Source organism: Telluria sp. ZT3P26, from assembly GCF_059686035.1.
Genome location: NZ_JCASII010000005.1, coordinates 255,285 through 278,107 on the forward strand (window position 1 = coordinate 255,285; position 22,823 = coordinate 278,107).

19 protein-coding genes and 1 other RNA gene are annotated in these 22,823 nt (G+C 66.7%); 14 read left to right on the forward strand and 6 right to left on the reverse strand.

The genetic code is table 11. From position 1 onward, the window contains the following. Window positions 1-26: 26 nt before the first annotated feature. The 8 genes from nrdR (at window position 27) to AC56LN_RS17615 (ending at window position 5,758) form a co-directional block, all read left to right on the forward strand. On the forward strand, window positions 27-494 hold the full coding sequence (nrdR, locus tag AC56LN_RS17580) for a transcriptional regulator NrdR (RefSeq protein ID WP_482898045.1): 468 nt from the start codon (window positions 27-29) through the stop codon (window positions 492-494). Window positions 495-597: 103 nt separating this feature from the next. Next, window positions 598-1,125, forward strand: a complete 528-nt coding sequence (gene pilV, locus AC56LN_RS17585) for a type IV pilus modification protein PilV (protein ID WP_499573664.1) — start codon at window positions 598-600, stop codon at window positions 1,123-1,125. After that, on the forward strand, window positions 1,122-2,168 hold the full coding sequence (locus AC56LN_RS17590; RefSeq protein WP_499573666.1) for a PilW family protein: 1,047 nt from the start codon (window positions 1,122-1,124) through the stop codon (window positions 2,166-2,168). The genes pilV and AC56LN_RS17590 overlap by 4 nt, the downstream gene beginning before the upstream one ends. A gap of 7 nt (window positions 2,169-2,175) precedes the next feature. Further along, window positions 2,176-2,820, forward strand: coding sequence for a pilus assembly PilX family protein (locus AC56LN_RS17595; RefSeq protein WP_499573669.1), 645 nt, complete (start codon window positions 2,176-2,178; stop codon window positions 2,818-2,820). A 28-nt stretch (window positions 2,821-2,848) separates the two neighbouring features. Beyond that, window positions 2,849-3,304 (forward strand): type IV pilin protein, encoded by a 456-nt coding sequence (locus AC56LN_RS17600; protein ID WP_499573671.1) that lies wholly within the window; start codon window positions 2,849-2,851, stop codon window positions 3,302-3,304. Then, complete coding sequence (locus AC56LN_RS17605; protein ID WP_499573673.1) at window positions 3,301-3,894, forward strand: GspH/FimT family pseudopilin; 594 nt, start codon at window positions 3,301-3,303, stop codon at window positions 3,892-3,894. Before AC56LN_RS17600 ends, AC56LN_RS17605 begins: the two co-directional genes overlap by 4 nt. 115 nt (window positions 3,895-4,009) lie before the next feature. Then, window positions 4,010-5,119: a bifunctional diaminohydroxyphosphoribosylaminopyrimidine deaminase/5-amino-6-(5-phosphoribosylamino)uracil reductase RibD gene (gene ribD / locus AC56LN_RS17610; protein WP_499573964.1), complete on the forward strand. Its 1,110-nt coding sequence runs from the start codon at window positions 4,010-4,012 to the stop codon at window positions 5,117-5,119. A gap of 6 nt (window positions 5,120-5,125) precedes the next feature. Further along, a complete protein-coding gene (locus AC56LN_RS17615) occupies window positions 5,126-5,758 on the forward strand; it encodes a riboflavin synthase (RefSeq protein ID WP_183550533.1) in 633 nt (210 codons plus the stop codon). On the opposite strand, the gene AC56LN_RS17620 is transcribed toward AC56LN_RS17615, so the two are convergent. The 5 genes from AC56LN_RS17620 to AC56LN_RS17640 form a co-directional block, all read right to left on the reverse strand. Beyond that, entirely contained in the window at window positions 5,719-8,142 is a 2,424-nt protein-coding gene (locus AC56LN_RS17620; RefSeq protein ID WP_499573675.1) for a hybrid sensor histidine kinase/response regulator, read from the reverse strand. The genes AC56LN_RS17615 and AC56LN_RS17620 overlap by 40 nt on opposite strands. Window positions 8,143-8,156: 14 nt before the next feature. Continuing rightward, a complete protein-coding gene (locus AC56LN_RS17625; protein WP_499573678.1) occupies window positions 8,157-8,813 on the reverse strand; it encodes an MEDS domain-containing protein in 657 nt (218 codons plus the stop codon). A gap of 134 nt (window positions 8,814-8,947) precedes the next feature. Beyond that, the gene (locus AC56LN_RS17630) at window positions 8,948-11,872 is read right to left on the reverse strand and encodes a M16 family metallopeptidase (protein ID WP_499573680.1); all 2,925 of its coding nucleotides are present in this window, start codon (window positions 11,870-11,872) and stop codon (window positions 8,948-8,950) included. A gap of 115 nt (window positions 11,873-11,987) precedes the next feature. After that, window positions 11,988-14,657, reverse strand: coding sequence for a two-component system response regulator (locus AC56LN_RS17635; protein ID WP_499573682.1), 2,670 nt, complete (start codon window positions 14,655-14,657; stop codon window positions 11,988-11,990). After that, window positions 14,657-14,800 carry a hypothetical protein gene (locus AC56LN_RS17640; protein ID WP_499573683.1) on the reverse strand — a complete coding sequence of 48 codons (144 nt, stop codon included), beginning with the start codon at window positions 14,798-14,800 and terminating at the stop codon, window positions 14,657-14,659. The genes AC56LN_RS17635 and AC56LN_RS17640 overlap by 1 nt, the downstream gene beginning before the upstream one ends. Window positions 14,801-15,003: 203 nt before the next feature. On the opposite strand from AC56LN_RS17640, the gene ribBA reads away from it, so the two are divergent. From ribBA to nusB, 3 genes are read left to right on the forward strand one after another with little or no spacing between them, the layout of a single operon-like run. Then, window positions 15,004-16,116 carry a bifunctional 3,4-dihydroxy-2-butanone-4-phosphate synthase/GTP cyclohydrolase II gene (gene ribBA / locus AC56LN_RS17645; RefSeq protein WP_499573685.1) on the forward strand — a complete coding sequence of 371 codons (1,113 nt, stop codon included), beginning with the start codon at window positions 15,004-15,006 and terminating at the stop codon, window positions 16,114-16,116. 33 nt (window positions 16,117-16,149) lie between these two features. Next, window positions 16,150-16,629, forward strand: a complete 480-nt coding sequence (ribH, locus tag AC56LN_RS17650) for a 6,7-dimethyl-8-ribityllumazine synthase (RefSeq protein WP_183550546.1) — start codon at window positions 16,150-16,152, stop codon at window positions 16,627-16,629. A gap of 19 nt (window positions 16,630-16,648) precedes the next feature. After that, window positions 16,649-17,119, forward strand: coding sequence for a transcription antitermination factor NusB (gene nusB, locus AC56LN_RS17655; RefSeq protein WP_332529834.1), 471 nt, complete (start codon window positions 16,649-16,651; stop codon window positions 17,117-17,119). A gap of 210 nt (window positions 17,120-17,329) precedes the next feature. On the opposite strand, the gene AC56LN_RS17660 is transcribed toward nusB, so the two are convergent. After that, a complete protein-coding gene (locus AC56LN_RS17660; protein ID WP_499573966.1) occupies window positions 17,330-18,133 on the reverse strand; it encodes a transglycosylase SLT domain-containing protein in 804 nt (267 codons plus the stop codon). A gap of 621 nt (window positions 18,134-18,754) precedes the next feature. On the opposite strand from AC56LN_RS17660, the gene ubiD reads away from it, so the two are divergent. From ubiD to AC56LN_RS17675, 3 genes are all read left to right on the forward strand, one after another. Next, on the forward strand, window positions 18,755-20,239 hold the full coding sequence (gene ubiD / locus AC56LN_RS17665; protein ID WP_499573689.1) for a 4-hydroxy-3-polyprenylbenzoate decarboxylase: 1,485 nt from the start codon (window positions 18,755-18,757) through the stop codon (window positions 20,237-20,239). Between the two features lie 69 nt (window positions 20,240-20,308). Continuing rightward, window positions 20,309-20,407, forward strand: an RNA gene (ffs, locus tag AC56LN_RS17670) — signal recognition particle sRNA small type. Between the two features lie 159 nt (window positions 20,408-20,566). Next, window positions 20,567-22,801 (forward strand): DNA polymerase III subunit gamma/tau, encoded by a 2,235-nt coding sequence (locus AC56LN_RS17675; RefSeq protein ID WP_499573690.1) that lies wholly within the window; start codon window positions 20,567-20,569, stop codon window positions 22,799-22,801. The last annotated feature ends 22 nt before the right edge of the window (window positions 22,802-22,823 follow it).

Below are 22,823 nucleotides of genomic sequence, written 5' to 3' on the forward strand. Positions count from 1 at the left end.
CCACGTAGTCTTGCAGCCCCGGCGCCATGAAATGTCCCTTTTGTCAGCATGAAGATACACAAGTCCTCGATACCCGCGTATCGGAGGAAGGGGACGCTATCCGGCGCCGGCGCCGCTGCGGCAAGTGCGACAAGCGCTTTACCACCTATGAGCGCATCGAACTGTCGATGCCGATCATCGTCAAGAAAAACGGCAGCCGCACCGAGTTTGCGTCGTCGAAGCTGCGCGGCAGCCTGATGCTGGCATTGCGCAAGCGGCCCGTGGCAGCCGAAGCCATCGACAAGGCCGTTGCCTCGATTGAAGAAAAGCTGCTCACCAGCGGTCTCCGCGAAGTCGATACCGGCCATGTGGGCGAGCTCGTGATGCAAGAGCTCAAGGGCCTCGACAAGATCGCGTATATCCGCTTCGCGTCCGTCTACAAGAATTTTGAAGACCTGGATTCCTTCCAGGCAGCGCTGGCCGAAGTCGGGCATCAGCACAAACTCGACAACTAATCCCTTCCCGAGGTTCCCCGAACGGCGCGGCGTACGCTTGCGCCGCCGCACGGGTGCGCGAAGCCGGCCTGATAACGTCAAGGTTCGTTATCGGGAGGCTCGCATGCGTCACCAGTCTCAGTGCGGTTTCACGCTCATCGAAGTGCTGGTGGCGCTGTTCGTGCTCGCCATCGGTGTCGTCGGCGCCGGCGCGGCGCACCTGGTGGCCGAGCGCACGCGCCAGCAGGCGGCCTTGACGGCCGAAGCGGCCCAGCTCGCCAATTCGCTGGCAGCGCGCATGAACGCCAATGCGCCGCTGGCCAGCCTGCCCGATGCGGGCAATCCCTATCTGTCGCTCGACTACGACGCCGTCGCCGACGGCCCGCCCGTCGCCGCCGCTGCGTGCTTCGGCAGCGCCGCATGCGATCCGCTGGCGCTGGCGGCGTTCGACCTCGATGAGACGCGCCTGCTCGTGCACGGGCGCTTTCCCGGCGGGCGCATTGCCGTCTGCCGCGATGCGGCGCCGTGGGATGCCGGCAGCCACCGCTATCAATGGGCATGCAGCGGCGGGGCGCAGGCGGGGGTGGCGATCAAGATCGGCTGGCACGGCAACGATGACCTGCCGGCGTTCGTGCTGATGGTGGCGCGATGACGCGCGACCGGCACCTTCGCGCGCGCCAGCCGGGTTTTACCATCGCCGAGTTCATGGTGGCGATGGTGCTCGGCCTGGCCGTGCTGCTGGCGGCTGGCTCGCTGCTGATCGGCGCGACGCGGGCGCACGCGACGCTGCTCGAAGCGGCCGAGATGGACGACGCCGGCCGCTATGCACTGGATGCGCTGGCACGCGCCGTGCGCCTGGCCGGCCACGTCGACTGGGCGGCGCACCCAGTGCCAGACCCGGCAGTCCCGGCTGCCATTGCCGGGCTGGATGCGGCCTCGCTGACCTATGCCGGCGCCGGGATCGATGCGCCGCTGCCGCTTGCCGTCAACGGCAGCGACGTGCTGGCGCTGCGCTTTGCCGGCACCGGTGCGCCACCGGATGGCGATGGCGGCACGCTCGACTGCGCCGGCTTTCCGGTCCATCGCGACCAGGAAGGGGGGAGCATTTTCTATGTCACGCGCAATGCGCAGGGCGACGCCGAACTGCGCTGCAAATACCGGGGCGCCGGCAGCTGGTCGTCCGATGCGGTGGCAGGGCATGTCGACAGCTTCCAGGTGCTGTACGGGCTCGATACCGATGGCGATGGCGCGCCCAACCGGTACGTGAACGCCAGCGCGATCCGGGCGCTGGATGCGGCGCTCGTGCTGGCCGGGTCGACGCTGGATGAGCGTGACGCCGACCTGCGCACGCGCAGTCACTGGAAGCGTGTCGCGAGCGTGCGTGTGGGCCTGCTGCTGCACGGCCCGCGCCAGGCTGCCGGCAGCGGTGCGAGCCTGGTGCACTGGTTGTTCGGGCCGGGCTACGACGGGGCGCTGGCTGCCGCCGATCCGGGTGCCAGGCTGGCGGCGGCTGACCTCGACAGCGAGGGCGATGCGCGCATGCGCAAGGTGTATGGCGCGGTGATTGCGTTGCCGATTGCGTTGCCTGTGTTGCCGTCGGCGCCGCCCGCTGTACCGCCCGCCGGGCCGCCCGCGTCGCCACCCGCAGGGCCGCGCGCTGCACCTTCCATCGCGCCGTCCGTGGCCGCGCCTTGAGCCGGGCATGCGCAATCGACGTTCACCCAACCCCCGGCGCCAGGCAGGCATCGCGCTCATCACTGCGCTCGTCCTGATGCTGGCGGTGCTGATGACGGGCATTGCGTCAGCGCGTGGCGCGCTGCAAGGCACGCGGGGCGCTGCGTACGAACGCGATCGCGTGCTGGCGATGCAGATGGCCCAAGCCGCCCTGGTCGATGCTGAACACGATATCGACGGCGGCGCGGCGCCGGGATCGGCGCGCGCCAATGCGATCGTCGGTGGCAGCGCGGATGCGTTCATCGGTGGCTGTCTCGGCGCCCGCCCGTATAGCGGCCTGTGCGCGCACGACGCCGACCCCAACCGCCAGCTTGCCCGACTGGCCGCTGATGACGGGCCGGGTATCGGCTTCGGCACCTTCACCGGCGCCACGCTGCCGACGGGCGAGGGCGGCTTGCCGCTCGCGCTGCCGCGCTACCTGATCGAACTGATGCCGGCCTCCGGCGAAGGGCAGCTGTACCGCATTGCCGCGCACGGCGCCGGCAGCATGCCAGGTGCCCAGGTCGCGCTGCAGGCCTATTACCGCAAACCACCCGATGGATCGCGCGGCCGGCGCGTCGGCTGGCGCGAGGTCGGCAACTGGTCGACACTGGTTGCCGCCGCAGCCGACTGAGCCACCAGAGCACACAGGAGAACACTGCATGACACGGGATCGCAAGAAGGGCTTCACACTGATTGAACTGCTGGCCGTGCTGGCGATCATCGGCATCCTGACATCGGTTGCGTATCCGTCGTATGCGCGCCAGATCGTCAAGGCACGCCGGGTCGAGGCCCAGCTGGCGCTGCTCGAGCTGATGCAGCGCCAGGAACAATATCGCGCGCAGCATCACACGTATGGCGCGTTCTCGATGGCCGCCAGCGCTGCCGATACGGGCCAGTTTCGCACCTGGCTTGGCAACAGCGCCGCCGCCAGCGCGTATGAGCTTGACGGCGACGCCTGTCCGGGCCAGCCAGTTGCTGCGTGCATCCTGCTGCGCGCGCGGCCGGGCACGGCCAACGTCAACGCTGCTTTTGCCGATCCCGAATGCGGCACGCTGACGCTGGACAGCACCGGGGCGCAGGGCGCCAGCGGTGCATCTGCGCGCTGCTGGCCATGACAACCCCCGTCGTGAAGTCGCTGCCCCGATCCGCCCCGCGAGCCCGCTGCAGCGGCGTGTCGCTGGCCGAACTGGCCGTGGTGCTGGGCATGGTGGCCATCACGGCGGCGCTGGCGGCCCCCGGCCTGCACCGGATCGTGCAGGGCCAGGAACTGCGCGTGGCTGCCAGCGACCTGTACAGCGCAGTCCAGCTGGCCCGCTCGCAGGCGATTGCCCGCAACGAGCCGGTCATCCTCACGTCCAATGACACAGCCGGCATCGACTGGTCGCGCGGCTGGACCGTCTACGTCGACCGCGACAACAATCGCCAGGCGGGGGCTGGCGACGAGATCCTGGCCGTGCGCGCCACGCTGGCGCAGGGCGTGCAGGTGAGCTATTCCTTTGCCAGCGCTGCAGCCCCGCAATACATCGCCTACAATGGCGCGGGGCGCAGTTGCAGCGATACCAGCAGCGCCGCCGCGCGGCCGGGCACGCTGTCGCTGTTCCACGGCGGCGGGGTACGCCGTATTAAAATCAATATGCTTGGTCGCCCGCGCCTGTGCAACCCGGCCCGTGACGCCGGCTGCGACGGCGCCGCCGCACCGCCCTGAAATGAGCCTGCAAACAAGCCTGAAGCAAGCCGAAAACCAGCGCATGCCACAACGCGCATCGATGAAAGACCACGTGACCCACGACAGCCGACCCATTCTCAACGACACCGAAGGCATGGCCGCGGCGCTGGCCTGGGCGGCGCGCGGCATGTTCATCACGGCGCCCAATCCGCGCATCGGCTGCGTCATCGTCAAGGATGACGTCGTCATCGGCGCCGGCCACACGCAGCCTGCCGGCCAGGCGCACGCCGAAATCCAGGCACTGCGCGACGCCGCCGCACGCGGCAACGATGTGCGTGGCGCCACCGCCTACGTCACGCTCGAACCCTGCAGCCACCATGGCCGCACGCCGCCGTGCTCGGAGGCGCTGATCGCCGCCGGCCTGGGCCGCGTGGTCGCGGCGATGGTCGATCCCAATCCGCTGGTCGCCGGGCGCGGCCTGGCGCAGCTGGAAGCGGCGGGCATCGCCGTGCGCTCCGGGATCATGGCGCGCGAAGCGCAGGAACTGAACATCGGCTTCTTCTCGCGCATGGTGCGCGGCTTGCCGTGGGTGCGCCTGAAAGTGGCCGCCAGCCTGGACGGCGCCACGGCGCTGGCGGGCGGCGAAAGCCAGTGGATCACGGGCCCCGATGCGCGCGCCGACGGCCATGCGTGGCGCGCGCGCGCCAGCGCGATCGTCACCGGCTTCGGCACCGTCAAGGCCGACAACCCGCAGCTCACCGTGCGCGGCCTTGCCACGCCGATGCAGCCGCGCCGCGTGATCGTCGACAGCCGCCTGGAGATCGATCCCGATGCCCACATCCTGCAGGGCGAGCCGTGCTGGCTCGTCGCGGCGGCCGGGCAACCGGGCGACGAGAAAGCCGCCGCCTTGCGCGCCGCTGGCCACGAAGTGCTGTACCTGCCGAATGCCCATGGCAAGGTCGACCTGCCGGCGCTGATGCGCGAACTGGGCCGGCGCGAAGTCAATGAAGTGCATGTCGAAGCGGGCAGCAAGCTCAATGCGTCGCTCGTGCGCGAAGGCTGCGTCGACGAATTGCTGGTCTATTTGGCGCCCAGCCTGATCGGCCCGGGGCAGGGCATGTTCGACCTGCCGCCGCTCACGCAACTGACCGAACGGCGCCAGTTGCGCTTCCACGACGTCACGCGCGTGGGCGACGACCTGCGCATCCTGGCCCGCTTTGCCGAAGCTGCCCAATCATCCTCTGCTACCCCCAACAAGGAATAACGTCGTATGTTTACTGGAATCGTCGCCGCTGTCGGCACCATCACTTCCGTCGCGCCGCTGGCCGGCGGCCTGGACGCCGGCGTGCGTCTCGCCATCGATGCCGGCCCGTTGCCTCTGGCCGACGTGGGCCTGGGCGACTCGATCGCCATCAACGGCGCCTGCATGACCGTCACCGAAAAGAGCGCCACCGGCTTCACGGTCGATGTCTCGCGCGAAAGCCTGAACAAGACCGTGGGCCTGGACGCGCCCGGTGAAGTCAATCTCGAGAAGGCACTGACACTGGCCGAGCGTCTGGGCGGGCACCTGGTGTCGGGCCACGTCGATGGCCTGGGCGTCGTGCACAGCTTCGAGCCGGTCGGCGAATCGCGCGAACTGATCATCGATGCGCCGCACGAGCTGGGCAAGTTCCTGGCCTATAAAGGTTCGATCGTCGTCAACGGGGTCTCGCTGACGGTCAACCGGGTGCACGACCTGGAAGAGGGCGGCCAGAAAGTCTGCCGCTTCTCGATCAACCTGATCCCGCACACGATCGAAGTCACCACGCTGCGGCACCTGGCCGCCGGTTCGCGCGTCAATCTCGAGATCGACCTGATTGCGCGCTACGTCGAGCGCATGCTGGCGGCCACCACCGCCAGGTAATCGAGCACGCGGTTTGATGCCACCGGCTTCGTGAAGTGCGCGTCGAAGCCGGCGGCGCTTGAGCGCGCCAGGTCGTCCGGCGCGCCCCAGCCGGAGACGGCAACGATCGCGCAGCGCTCGAGCCCGGCGATCTGCCGCAGGCGGCGCGCCACCTCGTGGCCCGACATGTCCGGCAGCCCGATATCCAGAAACGCCACGTCCGGCAGGCATTGCGCCGCCATCTGCAGCGCCTGCTGGCCGTCATGGGCAAGCGTGACGTCGTGGCCCTCCATCTCGAGCAGTATCGACAGCGTCTCTGCCGCATCGACATTGTCGTCCGTGACGAGAATGCGCAGCGGCCCGACCGGCGCGCCCTGCGCTGCTGGCGCGTTGCCAGGCGCAGGTGCCACTGCCGCCTGATCGAGCGCGAGTCTGACCACGAATGTGCTGCCCTTGCCGATGCCGTCGCTGTGCGCGCTGACGGCGCCGTCGTGCAGGGCAATCAGCTGGCGTACCAGCGACAGGCCGATGCCCAGGCCGCCCTGCGCGTGCTTGCGGTTGCTGCCTACCTGGCTGAACATCTCGAACACCGATTCCAGCGACGCGGCCGGAATGCCGACGCCGTTGTCGGTCACGGTAATGACGGCGTCGGCCCCATCCTGCGTCACGCGCAGCGACATCGCGCCGCCCGGTGGCGTGTACTTGGCTGCATTGGTCAGCAGGTTGCCGACCACCTGCGCGATGCGGGTGGCGTCGGCCAGCACCGGCAGCGGGGCAGCATTGAGCTGCAGATCGAATGCGTGCTGCTTCTGTTCGATCAGCGGCAGGCTGGTCTCGACCGCGTCGGCCACGATCGCATTGAGGTCGACGCGGGTTTTGCGGATCTCCACCTTGCCATTGGTGACGCGTGCGATGTCGAGCAGGTCGTCGATCAGGTGCGCGAGTTGCCGGACCTGGCGCTCCATCATGCTCCGGACGTTGGCAATGGCGCCGGCGTCAGCGGGCCCGATACGCATCAGCTCCAGGCCCGTCAATAGCGGCGCCAGGGGATTGCGCAGTTCGTGCGCCAGCACGGCCAGAAATTCGCTCAGGTTGCGGTTGGCCCTGGCCACTTCGTCGAACAGCTCGCGCTGCCGGGACTCGGCCAGGCGCAGGGCCGCCTCCGTGCGTTTGAAGGCGTCGATGTCGGTGACGATGGCCACGTGGCCGCGGGTGACGTTGTCTCGCCCCTTGAGCGGTACGGCGGCCACCTGGGTCCAGATCTCGACGCCATCGTCGCCCAGGTAGCGCGCTTCGATGCCGGGCACGACGCGTTCGCCGCGCGCCGCGCGCGCGCCGGCGAAATCACGGCGCTCCACAAGCCGGCCATCATCATGGAACGCGGTCCAGCGCATATAACGCTCCTCGTCCAGCGACGGCAGCACGCCGGTGGGCAGGTAGCGGTGCATTGCCTGGTTTGACAGCAGCAGCTTGCCGTCCTGGCCGGCCACGGCCACGCCCACCGGCAGGGCGTCGAACATCGTCACGAGCGTGTCGCGCGTTTCGTGCAGCGCCTGTTCGGTTCGTTTGCGGTCGCTGATGTCGAGCACATTGCCGACAAAACCCAGGAAGTCGCCGTTCGCCGCAAAGCGCGGCTGCCCGGTCGCGATCACCCAGCGGTAGCCGTCGACGGCATGCCGCAGGCGATGCTCCATGCTGAATGGCGCGCGGCGCGCATTGGCATCGACGACCGTGTGCAGCGCCGCGTCGCGCTCGTCGGGATGCACTGCCGCCGTCCAGCCGAACGCCAGGCTCGTCCCCTTGTCCTGGGCCGTGAATTCGTGCCAGGCGCGCGACAGGAACGAGAGTCTGCCATCGGGCTCGGTCACCCACAGCATGGCCGGCGCGGCATCGGCCAGGTCCTGGAAGCGCGACTCGCTGCGCGCCAGCGCCCGTTCGGCCAGGCGCCGCTGCAGGATCGCGGCGGCCTGGTTGGCGGCCACGCCCAGCAGCAGGCGCTCGTGCTCGGACGGAAAGCCGGCGCGCCGCGCGCCGATGACCACGACGCCGGGATCGCTGCCGATGCCGAAGCGGGCGGTGCCGAACTGCAGCGGCGCGTCGTCGTTTTGCAGTTCGCCCGACTGCATGGCGGCATCGAGCGCCGCACGCGCGGCGGGCAGCAGGCTGTCAGTCGCGTCGCGCCGGACGCGGATGATTTCCAGTGCATCGGTCTCGCCCTTGCCCGGCAGGTGGATACCGACCAGGTCCAGGTTCAGCGTGCTGAGAAGGACGCCAGCCAGGCTGTCGATGACGCCTTCCGGCGGAAGGTCGCCCCAGACGGCTGGCAGGGTGGTCATGGCCACCAGGTCGCGCGTGGTCTTGCGCAGGCGGTCGATTTCGGCGCGGTACTCGTCGGGTGAATGCATGCCGCAGCGCCCGCCTATTGCGCAGCGCTGGCCGGCGCTGCGCCTGCCAGGCGACGCGCTGCGAGCTCCTCGAGCATCTCGGCCGGAGGCACGAAGAACGGATTCTCCTGCAGGATGCCGCCGATGATCACCATCGGGTGGGTGCGCAGGATGTCGATCACGACATCGGCGCTGAAATGCGTCAGGTCGTAGGTGCAGACGATCGGGTTGTGGTGCTCAGGGAGTATCTGGTTCAGGCGCGCCTCGTATTCGACGATGTCGTGGGCGTCGGGACGTGAGCCGGGCGACCAGGCCATGTCGGCGATATTGCGCGAGACGGTGCCGGGTGGTGCGTCAGCCGGCGCGATCAGCGCCAGCAGCGTGGCGATCATGCGCTGCTGGTCGAACCTGCCATCCTGCAGATAGGTCTCGTCCCAGGTGTGCACGGCAAGCTGGCCTTGCACCTGGGCGGCGTCAAGGTCCACGCCCGCCTGCGCCAGCCGGGCAAGGTGCATGTCGCGCTGCGCCGGGTTGACGATGTGGGCAGCCAGATCGCCGCGTTCGACGCCTTCCAGGATGAACGGCAGCAGCACGCGGTACTTTTCTTCGTCCGTATGAAAAAAGGCGCAGGCATGGCACGCGTGGGTGAGGGGCTTGCCGGCCAGGTGAACCGGGTTATCGGAAATGCGCATGGTGTTTCACCAGTAGAGCGCCGGTGATGCCTGGCGCCGGCGTTGATCTGTACGTGGGCGGATGCCCGCTGCCACGGCAGCGTGCACGCACAGTATAGACGATGCCCGGCGCCACGCGAACGGTCGTGCGAGGCTCAGGTGCCGGGTGTTGCCGGCACGTCCTGCCTGCCCGTGGCCGGCGCCCTGGCGACGTTCGCGGCCTTGGTGGCCAGCTCGGGATTGAGCACCACCTGCACATAGTTCTTCGTATCGAAGTAACGCCGCGCCGCTGCCTGCACGTCCTGGGCCGTCAGCGCGCCCACCTGCTGCTCGACCTTCAGGATCGACGCCGGATCGGTGCCTTCGGTCAGGCTCGATTGCAGGTTCGCCACCCAGTAGCCATTCTCGCGCAGCGAGCGGCGGTGGTTCTGGATCCAGCCGGATTTGACTTTCTCCAACTCGGCGGCGTCCGGGCCGTTCTCCTGCAGGCGCCTGATCTCGGCAAACGTCGCGGCCACGACCTTGTCGACGTTCTCGGGGCCGGTCGGCAGGTTGATGCCGATTGAGTAGTTCCCATACGGGATCTTGCTGAGCGCACCGCTGGCGCCGCCGCCGTAGATCATCGCCATCTTCTCGCGCAGCACCTCGATGATGCGCAGATTGGTCACTTCGATCAGTGCCGACAGGCGCAGCTGCTCGGCTTCGGAAAATTCGGCCGGGCCCGTGAAGTTGATCGAGATCGTGCTTTTCGGTTCGGTACCGCTGCGCACCTCGCGCTTGACCACGCCGGTGACCGGGCGCAGGCCCACGTCGCGAAACGCCACCGGCACCGCGGGCGTCGGCAGGGTGCCCAGATAGCTCGTCAACAGCGGGCGGATCGCCTTTTCGTCGAAGCTGCCCACCAGGATGAAGGTCATGTCCTTTGCGCTCGAGAAGCGCTGGCGGAAGATGGCAATGCTGCGATCGAGGTCGATCTTGGCATACTCGTCGGCCTCGAGCGAGCGCGGGGCGCGCGGGTGATTGCCAAACAGCGCCGACACCACGGCGTCGCCGAAGCGCCGGCCCGGCTGGCCGCTGGCGTTGCGTGCGATTTCGGCCTGCTTGTCGATATATGCGTGGAACAGGTCTTCGTCGCGGCGCACGCCGGCGAACTTCAGCCACAACAGCTGCAGCATCGTCTCGATATCGGTCGCGCCCGACGCGCCCGCGATGACGTCGGTGTAGCTGCCCAGGCCCACGGTCACGCCGGCCGCCTTGCCGGCCAGGATCTTGCGCATGTCCAGCGGCGTGAAATCCTTCACGCCCATGCTGGCCACGATCGCGTTGGAAAAGCGCGCATTGAGGATGTCCTGGTCGGGGAACAGGCTTTGGCCGCCCGGACGCGCCGCGCTCAGGACCACCTGGTCATTCAGGAAGTCGGTGGGTTTCAGGATCACCTTCACGCCGTTCGACAGGGTAAGGCGCGTCAGGCCCAGCGCCTTGTCGTGCTCTTCGTGCGTGATCGTGCCGGGTTGCGCCGGCCGTTCCATCAGGCGCGCCGCCAGCAGCTTTTCATCATACGGCGCGACCGGCTGGCGCGCGGCATCGGCCACTGCTGCCAGCAGCTGCGGGCCAGTGGGCGTATCGGGCCGGGCCACGCCCGTGTACAGCACCAGCTTGCCGGAGTCCTTCGGGATCGTGCTGCGCGCGTACGCGTTCATCTCGGCCTGCGTGATGCCGGGCACCAGGTTCTGCACGTAGCGGTATTCGGTTTCGATGCCGGGAATGGCTTCGTCCTGCAGGAAGTTGCGGATGTATTCGGCGGCGTAGGTGCCCGAATCGCTCTTGGCGCGCTCGTTCCAGGCCTGCTCGTAGGTGCGCATCAGGTTTTTCTTGGCGCGCTCGATTTCCTGCACGCCAAAGCCGTGCTGGCGCGCGCGTTCGTTTTCCTGGACCAGCGCCGCGATGGCCGGCTGCGCGCCACGCGGGCCGATGGCGGCCGACGCGTTGTAGGCGCGGTAGCGCGGGGTCAGCTTGCCCAGCGAGCTGCTGGCGCCCAGCCACGGCGCATCGGGCAGTTGCGAGATTTCGGCCAGGCGCGCGCTGAGCATCGAGGCGAACAGGCCCTGCACCAGCTCTTCGCGGTAGGCGCGCACGGTGCCCAGGTCGCGCACCGGCTGCACCGGATAGCGGATCAGCACTGCATTGCCGTCCGCTTCGGGGTCGGTCACGACCAGCGCCTCGGTGTCGGCGCGCGCGGGAATCGCGGCGTAGTCGCGCGGGCGCGGCTTCGCCGGATTCTTCAGGCGCGTGAAATGCTGCTTGACCAGCTTCTCGGCCTGCGCCGGATCGATGTCGCCAACCACGACGACTGCCATCAGGTCGGGCCGGTACCAGTCCTTGTAGAAGCGCTTGAGCGTCTCGGGCCTGAAATTGCGCAGCACGTCTTCGCGACCGATCGGCAGGCGTTCGGCGTAGCGCGAGCCGTTGAACAGGCGCGGGTAGATCTGCTTGCCCATGCGGTCGGCCGCGCCTTTGCCCAGGCGCGCTTCTTCGAGGATGATGCCGCGCTCCTTGTCGATGGCGTCGGTATCGAAGCTCACGCCATGAGCCCAGTCTTCCAGCACCTGGAAGGCCTGGGTGACATTTTGCGGTTTGTCCGTCGGAATCGGCAGGATGTACACGGTTTCGTCGAACGACGTGTAGGCATTCAGGTCGGCGCCGAAGCCCACGCCGATCGATTGCAGGTACGACACCAGCTCGTGCTTGCGAAAGTGGGTGGAGCCATTGAACGCCATGTGCTCGACGAAGTGCGCCAGGCCGCGCTGGTCGTCGTCTTCCAGGATCGAGCCGGCCTTGACGACCAGGCGCAGTTCGAGCTTGCGTTCGGGGCGCGCATTGCGCTGGATGTAGTAGGTCAGGCCGTTGGCCAGCTTGCCGACCTTGACCTGTGGGCCGACCGGGATCACGGCATCGAGCTGCAGCGCATCCATTTTCGAGACGGCTGCCGTTGGCGTACTGACCTGCGGCGCACTGTGCGCCAGCGAGGAAACGCACACCACCGCGGCCAGCCATGCGCCGCGTACAAATTTGTTGCTCATTGGGGGTTCCCGGTGACTTGATCGGTGCATTTTACAGGGCGCGCGCCGGTGCACGGCTGGGCTTAAGGCTGCACTAACGAACGCCGCACCAGAGGATGCGGCGCCAGCACGGCGCTTACAGCTTCACGCAGCCCAGTGCCAGCAAGCCGGCCATCCCGGACGCCGGGATGGGCCGCCCGTACAGGTACCCCTGCATCACGTCGCAACCGAGCGAACCGAGAAAATCGCTCTGGCCGATCGTCTCGACGCCTTCGGCCACCACGGCCAGGGACAGGCCCTTGGCCAGCGCGATGGTGGCCTGGGCGATCGCCGCGCTGCGCTGCTCGCTGGTGATGTTGCGCACGAAGGTCTGGTCGATCTTGAGTTTGTCGAGCGGGAAGCGCGACAGGTAGCCCAGCGATGAATAGCCGGTGCCGAAGTCGTCCAGCGAAAGCGACACGCCCAGCTCGCGCAGTTCGGCCATCTGGGCCTCGGCCGCGCTGCTGTCGCCCAGCATCACGCTTTCGGTCAGTTCGACCTCGAGCCAGCGCGGCGCCAGGCCGCTGTCATTGAGCGCGGCGCGCACCACCGAGACGACGGCGCCGGCCTTGAACTGGTGGGCCGACACATTGACCGCCACGCGCACCGGCGCCAGGCCCGCATCCTGCCAAGCCTTGTTCTGAAAGCACGCCTGGCGCACGACCCATTCGCCGATCGGATGGATCAGGCCCGTGTCTTCGGCCAGCGGGATGAAGTCGGCCGGCGAGACATGGCCGATCTCGGTGCTGTGCCAGCGCAGCAGGGCTTCCATGCCGACCAGTGAGCCGTCCACGCGCGAGACCTGCGGCTGGTAGTGCAGCGCCAGTTCGTCGCGTTCGATCGCACGCCGCAGGCGCGTCTCGAGCGCCAGCCAGCGCAGCGCCTCGGCATTCATCTCGCCCTTGAAGAAGCGAAAGCCATTGCGCCCCGATTCCTTGACGTGCGTGAGCGCCGCATCGGCCGCCTTGAGCAGGTCGCCCGGCGCGTCGCCATCGCGCGGATAAATGCTGATGCCCACGCTGCCGGTGACCACCAGGTCGTGGCCGCCCACGCCATGCGGCTCGGCGACGGCATCGATCAGCTTCTGTGCGCAGTAGATCACGTCATCGGTGTCATCGAAGTCGGTCATGAGCAGCACGAATTCATCGCCCGACAGGCGCGCCACGGTGTCGGTGGGGCCGGCCAGTACGCTGACGCGGCGCGCGACTTCGCGCAGCACGGTGTCGCCGGCCGCGTGACCGAGACTGTCGTTGATGCGCGAGAGCCGGTCGACGTTAAACAGCAGCACGGCGACCTGGCTGGCGTCCTGGCGCGCCGCGGCCAGGGCCTGGCCCACGCGGTCGTTGAACAGCGAGCGGTTCGGCAACTGCGTCAGCACGTCGTGGTTGGACAGGAAATCGAGCTGGTGGTGGGCCGCCTTGAGGGCCGACAGGTCGGTCGACACCGACACATAGGCCGTCAGGTTGCCGGCATCGTCGCGCACCGCGCTGATGCTCATGCTGGCCGGGTAGATTTCGCCGTTCTTGCGGCGGTTCCAGATTTCGCCGCGCCACTGGCCGTCTTTTTCGAGGCAGTTCCACATGCTGGCGTAGAACGCGGCGTCGTGCCGGCCCGAGCGCATGAAGCGCGGGTTGGTGCCCATGACATCGGCTTCGAGGTAGCCGGTGATCGTTTCGAAGGCCGGATTGGCGGCGACGATATTGGCATCGGCGTCGGTCATCAGGATGGCTTCCTGCGTGCTGTCGAATACCTGGCGCGCCAGTTCCAGCCGGTGTTCGCTGTCGCGCAGGGCGGCGTCGGAATCGGCGCGGGCAATGGCCTCGAGCTGCAGCTGCGCCGCGTGGTGCTGCACCACTTCGTACAGGTTCAGGTTCTCGTAGGCGACTGCCAGTTGCGCGGCCAGCGCCGTGGCCCAGCGCTCTTCTTCGTCGGTGAAGGGCGCGGCGCCGTCGGCGCGTGTGCAATACAGCCAGCCAAGCGGATGCTGCAGGTCGTGCACCTGCAGGCCGAGCAGGTGCGCGACGCGCGGATGGCCGGCAGGCAGCGTGGCCAGCAGCGCATCGTCGGATTCCAGGCGCAAGGGTGCGCGGGCGCGCAGCAGCACGCCGGGCAGGTCGTGTTCATCGAGCGCCGTTGGCAGCAGCAGCGCGGCATCGACGCCATGCGTGCTCAGATGGCGCACGCTGCGCTCCGAGCTGCCCAGCAGGCACAGCGCGACACAGTCGGCACCGAGCACGCGCCGCACCGCGTCGACGAACGCTGCGGCCAGCGCCTCGACCCGGCGTTCGCCGACGAGCATCATGCACATGCGTTCGAGTTCGCCCAGGCGCGCGCCCAGGTCGAATGGCAGCGCGCGCTCGCGCTCTTGCGCGCTGGGAGAGGGCGCCGGCGCGCCGCCGGCCACGCCCAGTTCGGCATCGACGGCTTCGAGGATCCGGTGCGGGTCGGCCGGCTTGCCCAGCACCGTGGTCACGCCGCAGCGGGCCGCCATTGCCAGCGTCTCGCGCTCCGAGTAGACGGCCGAGAAGAAGATCACGCGCGTGTGCTGCAGCGCCGGTTCGGCGCGCAGCTGCTGGACGAACTCGTAGCCGTCCATCGTCGGCATCAGGATGTCGGTGATGATCAGGTCGGGCAGCTCGGCGCGCGTGATGGCCAGCGCGCAGGCGCCGTTTTCGGCTTCGAGGATGCGGTACCCGGACAGGCCGAGCAGGGCACTCAGATAACTGCGGTTGCTGGGCCGGTCATCGACGATCAGGATGGTCGCCATCAGTCGGGCCTGCCGCTGGCGTTGGTGCCCTGGGAATGATCGGGATGGACAACCAGCATGGCAACTCCGTCGGAAAGACTGCCGCTGTGAATGGGTAAATACGGCAATAATGTAATAATCATAATCCAGTTGGTTGCAGTCATGCCACGCGCTTGCCACGCGAACGAACTAGCTTAACAATTAACCGACAAGAGGTCACGTGTGGTTGTCTATTGGCAACGCATGGTTGACGACAGGGGCGCGCCGTGCTGGCAATTTGGCCCTCCGGCCATCGGGAATGCCGTTGGGCGCCGGTAAATCCTTTAAAATAGCGGATTACGCAAAACCCCTGTTTCAAGGAATCTGTATGTCCATTTCCAGCACCGAGGAAATCGTCGCCGAACTGCGCGCTGGCCGCATGGTGATCCTGGTCGACGAAGAAGATCGCGAAAACGAAGGCGACCTCGTGCTTGCAGCCGATTTCGTCACCCCCGAGGCGATCAATTTCATGATCCGCCACGCCCGTGGCCTGGTTTGCCTGACCCTGACCGAAGAACGCTGCGACGAGCTGGCCCTGCCGATGATGACGTCGAAAAACGGCACCTCGTTCGGCACCAATTTCACCGTGTCGATCGAAGCGGCCGAAGGCGTCACCACCGGCATCTCGGCGGCCGACCGCGCGCGCACCATCCAGGTGGCCGTCAACAAGGGCACCGTGCCGGACGACCTGGTCCAGCCGGGCCACATCTTCCCGCTGCGCGCCCAGAAGGGCGGCGTCCTGATGCGTGCCGGTCATACCGAAGCCGGTTGCGACCTGACGCAGATGGCCGGCCTGTCGCCGGCCTCGGTGATCTGCGAGATCATCAAGGAAGACGGCACGATGGCGCGCCTGCCCGACCTGATCGAGTTCGCCAGAGAACACGACCTCAAGATCGGCACCATCGCTGACCTGATCCATTACCGCAGCCAGAACGAATGCCTGGTCGAGCGCATTGCCGAACGCGCGCTGTCGACCGAGGCAGGCGAGTTCAGGCTGGTGGCGTTCCGCGACGCGCCCAGCGGCTCGGCCCACCTGGCACTCGTGCACGGCGAGCTGTCGCCTGACAAGGAAGCGCTGGTGCGCGTGCACCAGCCGGTGTCGATCCTCGACCTGCTGGAAAACCGCGCCACCACCCACTCGTGGGACATGGCCTCGGCGATGCGCACGATCAAGGCCAGCGATGCCGGCGTGATCGTGCTGCTCAATTGCGGCGAAACGGCCGAGCAACTGTTTGCGCAACTGGCGCCGCAGGACGCCAAGGGCAGCCGCGCCGGCGCACGCGCCGCGTCGATGGACCTGCGCACCTACGGCATCGGCGCCCAGATCCTGCGCGCGCTGGGCGTGGGCAAGATGCAGCTGCTGGCCAATCCGCGCAAGATGCCGTCGATGACCGGGTTCGACCTGGAAGTGACCGGCTACGTGCCGCGTCCCGACGCCTGAACCATTCAATCCAACTAATACAAGAGGTCAGTCATGACGGTAGGAACTTTTGAAAGCAATATGCAGGGCGAAGACCTGCGCATCGGTATCGTGCAGGCCCGTTTCAACGAGACCGTGGGCAACGGCCTGCTGTCGTCGTGCCTGGCTGAACTGAAGCGCCTGGGCGTGGCCGACGAAGACATCCTGCACGTGACCGTGCCGGGTGCGCTAGAGGTGCCGCTGGCGCTGCAGCGCATGGCTGTCACCGAGCAGTTCGACGCGCTGATCGCGCTGGGCGCGGTGATCCGCGGTGAAACCTACCACTTCGAGCTGGTGTCGAACGAATCGGGCGCGGGCATCACCCGCATCGGCCTCGATTACGGCATCCCGGTCGCCAACGCAATCCTGACCACCGAGAACGATGCGCAGGCAGAAGTGCGCATGGCCGAAAAAGGCGCCGACGCCGCACGTGTCGCCGTCGAAATGGCCAACCTCCTGATGGCGCTGGACGAGCTGGTGCCAGAGGACGAATAACAATAAAGGCAAGAGAACAATGACTGACAAGAATATGCACGCCAACCCGAGCAAGAACCGCACGCCGCGCCACCGCGCGCGCGAGTTCGCGCTGCAGGGTCTGTACCAGTGGCTGCTGAACAATGAGCCGGCACGCATCGTCGCGGCCAATATCCGCAGCGCCCATGGTTTCGACAAGGCCGACAGCGACTTCTTTTCGGCGCTGCTCAATGGCGCGATCAGCACCTCGGTCGAGCTGCGCGAGTCGATCGCCCCGCTGATCGACCGTTCGATCGCCGAGCTGTCGCCAATCGAGCACGCGGTGCTGCTGCTGGGCGCGTACGAGCTGAAGAACCATCCGGAAGTGCCGTACCGCGTCGTGATCAACGAAGCGGTCGAGCTGACCAAGTCGTTTGGCGGTATCGACGGCCACAAGTATGTCAATGGCGTGCTGGACAAGCTGGCCCAGCGCCTGCGTCCGGACGAAGCGGCGGGCGATCAGCGCCGCTGATCGTCTGGCCTGCACCATGTAAAAAGCCACCGTGCGCAAGCCGGTGGCTTTTTTTGTGACGCATCCCGGTAGGGTGGACGGCTATGCCGTCCACGCGTTCAAGCAGTGTTTGCGATGCGCCGACGTGCGTTGAACGCGTGGACGGGGAACCCGTCCACCCTACATAAAAAAACCACCGCCGAGGCGGTGGTTTTAAGAAGCGCGGTCGATTTACAGACCGGCCAACGCGTCCGAGGCAACCACCGGTGCGGTGGCCGCAGTGGTCGCTTCAGGTACTGGCTTTGCTTCCGTCTTGACGCTGTCTGCCTCAGGCTGCTTGCTGACGACGACTGGCGCCGATGTCCGTACCGGCGTATTGCGCTTCATTGCCGGCACGTTCTGGCCTTTCGCGACTTGGTTCAGCAGGCGGTACTCGTTGATGACCTTGGCGCCGTAGCCCTGGTCGCTGTCCATGTCGGCAGCGCCCACATAGGTCTTCAGGCCGCCTTCGATCGAACCGGTGCGCTTGACGTAGTCTTTCAGGATCAAGGCGCCGACACGGATGTTGGCGACGGGATTGAGGGCTGCCTGCTGGCCGCCGACTTTCTCGAACTTGTCATGGTGGACCTTGGCCATCACCTGCATCAGGCCCTTGGCGCCCATCGCGCTTTCGGCGAACGGGTTCAGGCCCGATTCGATGGCCATCACCGCCAGGATCAGCAGCGGATCGAGTTTCAGGTCGTGCGCCGTCAGGTAGGCGGTCGAGACCAGCATATTGGCGGCGTCGCTGGCGACGCGGTAACGCTTCGACAGCCATTTGGTCACGTACTGCTGCTGCCTGGTGTTGCCAAGCGTGGCGGACGACGTGCCCAGGTGCGTGGTTTCAACGGCCACCGTCTGGGCCGTGGCCTGCATTGCCGGTACGACCGTGGCGACCGGTGCTGGCGACATGGCGGCAACGACGACCGGCTCCGGATGCAGCATCTCGGAGACGCGCTTGGCGACGCTGTCGTTGGAGTAGATCAGGGCCATCAGGGCCACTGCGCTGAGACCGAATACAGTCAGGGTAGAACGCGCAGTTTGTACAACACTGCGTGCCGTTTTGGTCACGGACGATACCGTGATGGGCTGGCTGGCCCTGGAATGCATGAACTTTGCGCTCATGATAAAACGATGAAACATCGAATTTCCCCTTGTCGCGGCGAAAAGAAGCCCGTCGTCGCGCCGAAGGCGTTACGTGGGGTGCTCTGGACCGTGCATCAGAAAATCGTTTGTCGCCGCGACGCGGCCGACTAACGCCGTCATTGCCTTGCTTCAGCTGGCTGCCGTCCAACATGGGGACTGGTGCCAGTGGCTCAACAACTGTCTCGGGGGAGTGGGCAGACGCCCGTTGAAAACACTCCTACAATGTCATGTGGGGCCCCGACCCCGTGAATGCATGAGAACAGCTAAAATTGTGTCAAAAAAGGTATCGCTGTCTCATCAAGTAGGACGGATTGTAGGGGCGAGCTTATATCAAGTCAACCCTAGCACGACTGTTCTATATAACTTCCAGTTATTAAAGGGGTACTGATGAGCGTGAAACACTTGTCGAATCAATCACTTGGCGGCGTCGCTTCACTAATGTTCTGCAACCGAAGAAAAGCTTAAAACTTGATGAAATATACAGATTTGCGTGATTTTATGGCCCAACTGGAGCGCATGGGTGAACTCAAACGTGTCGATTTTCCTGTCTCGACGCACCTTGAAATGACCGAAGTGTGCGACCGCACGTTGCGCGCCGAGGGTCCTGCGCTGCTGTTTTCCAAGCCGACCGGGCACACGATCCCGGTGCTGGCCAATCTGTTCGGTACGCCAAAACGCGTGGCGCTGGGAATGGGCGCGAGCGATGTGAGCGAGCTGCGCCGCATTGGCCACGTGCTGGCGCGCCTGAAAGAACCCGAGCCGCCCAAGGGCTTTGCCGACATCATGGGCATGGGTTCACTGGTAAAAGCGGTGTGGGATATGGCGCCAAAAGAAGTCAAGGGCGCGTCCTGCCAGGAAATCGTCTGGGAAGGGCAGGACGTCGACCTGGCGCGCCTGCCGATCCAGCACTGCTGGCCCGGCGATATCGCACCGTTGATCACCTGGGGCCTGGTCATCACGAAAGGCCCGAACAAGAAGCGCCAGAACCTGGGCATCTACCGCCAGCAGGTGCTGGGCCGGAACAAGGTCATCATGCGCTGGCTGGCGCACCGTGGCGGCGCGCTGGACTTCCGCGAGCACGCGCTGACCAATCCGGGCAAGCCGTATCCGATCGCTGTGGCGCTGGGCGCCGATCCGGCCACCATTCTGGGCGCGGTAACGCCGGTGCCCGATTCGCTGTCCGAATACCAGTTTGCCGGCTTGCTGCGCGGCAGCCGCACGACGCTGACCAAGGCGATCGGCAGCGAACTGCGCGTGCCGGCCTCCGCCGAGATCGTGCTCGAAGGCCATATTTACCCGGATGCGAACCACCCGACCGGTTTCGAGCACGCGCTCGAGGGGCCGTATGGTGACCACACCGGCTACTATAATGAACAGGACAGTTTCCCGGTGTTCACCATCGACCGCATCACGATGCGGCGTGACCCGATCTACCACTCGACCTACACGGGCAAACCGCCGGACGAGCCGGCCGTGCTGGGCGTGGCGCTTAATGAAGTGTTCATCCCGTTGCTGCAGAAGCAGTTCACCGAGATCACCGACTTCTACCTGCCACCGGAAGGCTGCAGCTACCGCATGGCGGTCGTACAGATGAAGAAGCAGTACGCGGGCCACGCCAAGCGCGTGATGTTCGGGGTCTGGAGTTTCCTGCGCCAGTTCATGTATACCAAGTTCATCGTGGTGGTCGACGAAGACGTGAATGTGCGCGACTGGAAAGAGGTGATCTGGGCGATCACGACGCGTGTCGATCCCACCCGCGACACGGTGCTGGTTGACAACACGCCCATCGATTACCTGGACTTCGCGTCGCCGATCAGTGGCCTGGGCAGCAAGATGGGCATCGACGCGACCAATAAATGGCCGGGCGAGACCAACCGCGAATGGGGCACGCCGATCGTGATGGCGCCCGACGTCAAGGCGCGCGTGGATGCGATCTGGCAAGAGCTGGGGATCTGATGACCAGGGCCGGCAATGGATGTTCCCGGCCATTTCCCCAAACCGCCAGCGTGCGGTATAATTCGCGCTGGCGGGCCCCTGCGCATTGCGGCATGGTTTACCTGGTCAGGTCGGGAACGAAGCAGCCAAAGCCGTTCACCGCAAGTGCCGCAGATCAGGCTCGCCTCTTTCGTTCTCCTCGCATCACCACGCGTCCGTGGTGTCGGTTTGCCCTCCCTTTCAGCATCACGTTTGCCAGCCCGGCGTCGTCACGTCTGTCATCGGCGTCGCGCGCTGCCGCATCTGCCGAATGTCCGCGGCGGGCGTCATCTGCGGTAAAATCGTGGCATGTCCTATCAAGTCCTCGCCCGCAAATACCGTCCCAAGAATTTCGATACGCTGGTTGGCCAGGAGCACGTCGTCCGTGCACTGAGCCATGCCCTGCGCACCGGGCGGCTGCACCACGCCTATCTGTTCACGGGCACGCGCGGGGTCGGCAAGACCACGCTGTCGCGCATCCTGGCCAAGTCGCTCAATTGCATTGGCCCGGACGGGCAGGGGGGCATCACCGAGCAGCCGTGCGGCGTCTGCGAAGCCTGCGTCGCCATCGATGCCGGCCGCTTCGTCGACTACATCGAGATGGACGCGGCGTCCAACCGCGGCGTCGACGAGATGGCCCAGCTGCTCGAACAGGCGGTCTACGCGCCAAGCAATGCGCGCTTCAAGGTCTATATGATCGATGAGGTGCACATGCTGACGAACCACGCGTTCAATTCGATGCTCAAGACGCTCGAAGAACCACCGCCGCACGTCAAGTTCATCCTCGCCACCACTGATCCGCAAAAGATTCCCGTGACGGTGCTGTCGCGCTGCCTGCAGTTCAACCTCAAGCAGATGCCACCGGGGCATATCGTCGGCCACCTCGAAGACATCCTGGGGCAAGAAGGCGTCACGTTCGAGCAGCCGGCGCTGCGCCTGCTGGCGCAGGGCGCGCACGGCTCGATGCGCGATGCGCTGTCGCTGACCGACCAGGCCATTGCCTATGCCGCCGGCCAGGTCACGCTCGAAGCGGTGCAGGGCATGCTCGGCGCGCTCGACCAGTCGTACCTGGTGCGCCTGCTCGATGCCCTTGCCGCGCAGGACGGCGCCGACCTGATGGCGGTGGCCGATGAAATGGCCAGCCGCAGCCTGTCGTACAACGGCGCGCTGCAAGACCTGGGCACGCTGCTGCACCGCGTCGCGCTGGCGCAATCGGTGCCGGGCGCAGTGCCGCAGGATTTGCCGGAGCTGGCCGACATCATGCGCCTGGCCGGCCTGTTCGAGCCGCAGGAAGTGCAGCTGTATTACCAGATCGCCGTGCATGGCCGTAACGAGATCGGTCTCGCGCCGGACGAATACGCGGGCTTCACGATGACCCTCTTGCGCATGCTCGCGTTTCGCCCCGGGCAGGGCGGCGCCGAGGTCCAGGCCCCGCCTGCCGCCGCACCGATCAACGTGCCAGGCGCTCGCGCCGCTGCCGCCGCGGCAGCCAGCCATGCGGCGGTGACGCCGCGTGCTGCTGCACCGGCGACCGCACCGGCGAGTGCGCCTGCTGCTGCCGCAATGCCGCCGGCACCTGCACCACGTCCGGCGCAGGTGCCGACGACGCCGCCGCCAATGCCTGCCGCACCGACCAGTGCCTCGGCACCCGGCGCGCCGCCGATGACGTCGGCACGGGCCGCGATCAATGCGGCGCTGGAAGCGGCGCGCGCCGGCGCCGGCATGCGCTCGGGCGGCAACAAGCGTCCCGAATCTGCGCCTGCTGCTGCGCCGGCGCCCGCTGCCGACCCTGCACCGCCAGCACCGCCACCGCGGCCTGCTGCACCGGGGCCGGGGCCGGGCGCCACGATGCATGCGGCGCCGGCGGCGCCGCAAGGCCGCGCCGCGCCGCCATGGGATGGCGGCGGCCAGCAGGCCGTCGCGCAGTCCGTCGCACCCGCGCAGGCGCAGGCGATCGCGCCGCCGCAGCCGGCGATGCGCGCCCAGCAGCCGCCGGATGACGATGTGCCATCCTGGGTCACCGAGTTTTCGGACGACACGGCGGTAGCCACCGTCACTACCGAGGCCGCGCCAGCCATCGTCGTGGCCCCGGCGGCGGCCGTTCGTGCGCCGCGTGTGGCACCACATGCCTACGTCATCACGCCGGTCCCCGAGATCGACTGGGACGGTAACTGGCCCGCGCTGGCCGGCAGCCTGCCGCTGCGCGGCGTGGCCCAGCAACTGGCGCTGCAGACCGAGCTGGTTGCCTGCGAAGCACGCGACAATGCGGTGACGTTCCGCCTGCGCGTGCCGGTCGACACGCTGCGCGCCAGCGGCAACAGCGAAAAGCTGGCCGCGGCGCTGCAAGAACATTTCCCGAACCTGCGCGTGAGCGTGGAGTCCGATATCGGCCCGGTGTGGTACACCGCCGGCGCCGAACAGAAAGCGGCGCGCGAGGCGCGCCAGCGCGAGGCCGAGGCCCTGGTCGCGGCCGACCCGTTCGTGCAGGAACTCGAGCAACGCTTCGATGCGTTCGTCATGCCCGGCTCGGTCAAGATCGCCTGATCCAACCAATACAGACAACCCC

Bases quoted from the DNA above. Each gene is read 5' to 3' on its own strand.
- nrdR (WP_482898045.1), top strand. From the start codon at position 27: ATGAAATGTCCCTTTTGTCAGCATGAAGATACACAAGTCCTCGATACC.
- pilV (WP_499573664.1), top strand. From the start codon at position 598: ATGCGTCACCAGTCTCAGTGCGGTTTCACGCTCATCGAAGTGCTGGTG.
- AC56LN_RS17590 (WP_499573666.1), top strand. From the start codon at position 1,122: ATGACGCGCGACCGGCACCTTCGCGCGCGCCAGCCGGGTTTTACCATC.
- AC56LN_RS17595 (WP_499573669.1), top strand. From the start codon at position 2,176: ATGCGCAATCGACGTTCACCCAACCCCCGGCGCCAGGCAGGCATCGCG.
- AC56LN_RS17600 (WP_499573671.1), top strand. From the start codon at position 2,849: ATGACACGGGATCGCAAGAAGGGCTTCACACTGATTGAACTGCTGGCC.
- AC56LN_RS17605 (WP_499573673.1), top strand. From the start codon at position 3,301: ATGACAACCCCCGTCGTGAAGTCGCTGCCCCGATCCGCCCCGCGAGCC.
- ribD (WP_499573964.1), top strand. From the start codon at position 4,010: ATGGCCGCGGCGCTGGCCTGGGCGGCGCGCGGCATGTTCATCACGGCG.
- AC56LN_RS17615 (WP_183550533.1), top strand. From the start codon at position 5,126: ATGTTTACTGGAATCGTCGCCGCTGTCGGCACCATCACTTCCGTCGCG.
- AC56LN_RS17620 (WP_499573675.1), bottom strand. From the start codon at position 8,142: ATGCATTCACCCGACGAGTACCGCGCCGAAATCGACCGCCTGCGCAAG.
- AC56LN_RS17625 (WP_499573678.1), bottom strand. From the start codon at position 8,813: ATGCGCATTTCCGATAACCCGGTTCACCTGGCCGGCAAGCCCCTCACC.
- AC56LN_RS17630 (WP_499573680.1), bottom strand. From the start codon at position 11,872: ATGAGCAACAAATTTGTACGCGGCGCATGGCTGGCCGCGGTGGTGTGC.
- AC56LN_RS17635 (WP_499573682.1), bottom strand. From the start codon at position 14,657: ATGGCGACCATCCTGATCGTCGATGACCGGCCCAGCAACCGCAGTTAT.
- AC56LN_RS17640 (WP_499573683.1), bottom strand. From the start codon at position 14,800: ATGACTGCAACCAACTGGATTATGATTATTACATTATTGCCGTATTTA.
- ribBA (WP_499573685.1), top strand. From the start codon at position 15,004: ATGTCCATTTCCAGCACCGAGGAAATCGTCGCCGAACTGCGCGCTGGC.
- ribH (WP_183550546.1), top strand. From the start codon at position 16,150: ATGACGGTAGGAACTTTTGAAAGCAATATGCAGGGCGAAGACCTGCGC.
- nusB (WP_332529834.1), top strand. From the start codon at position 16,649: ATGACTGACAAGAATATGCACGCCAACCCGAGCAAGAACCGCACGCCG.
- ubiD (WP_499573689.1), top strand. From the start codon at position 18,755: ATGAAATATACAGATTTGCGTGATTTTATGGCCCAACTGGAGCGCATG.
- AC56LN_RS17675 (WP_499573690.1), top strand. From the start codon at position 20,567: ATGTCCTATCAAGTCCTCGCCCGCAAATACCGTCCCAAGAATTTCGAT.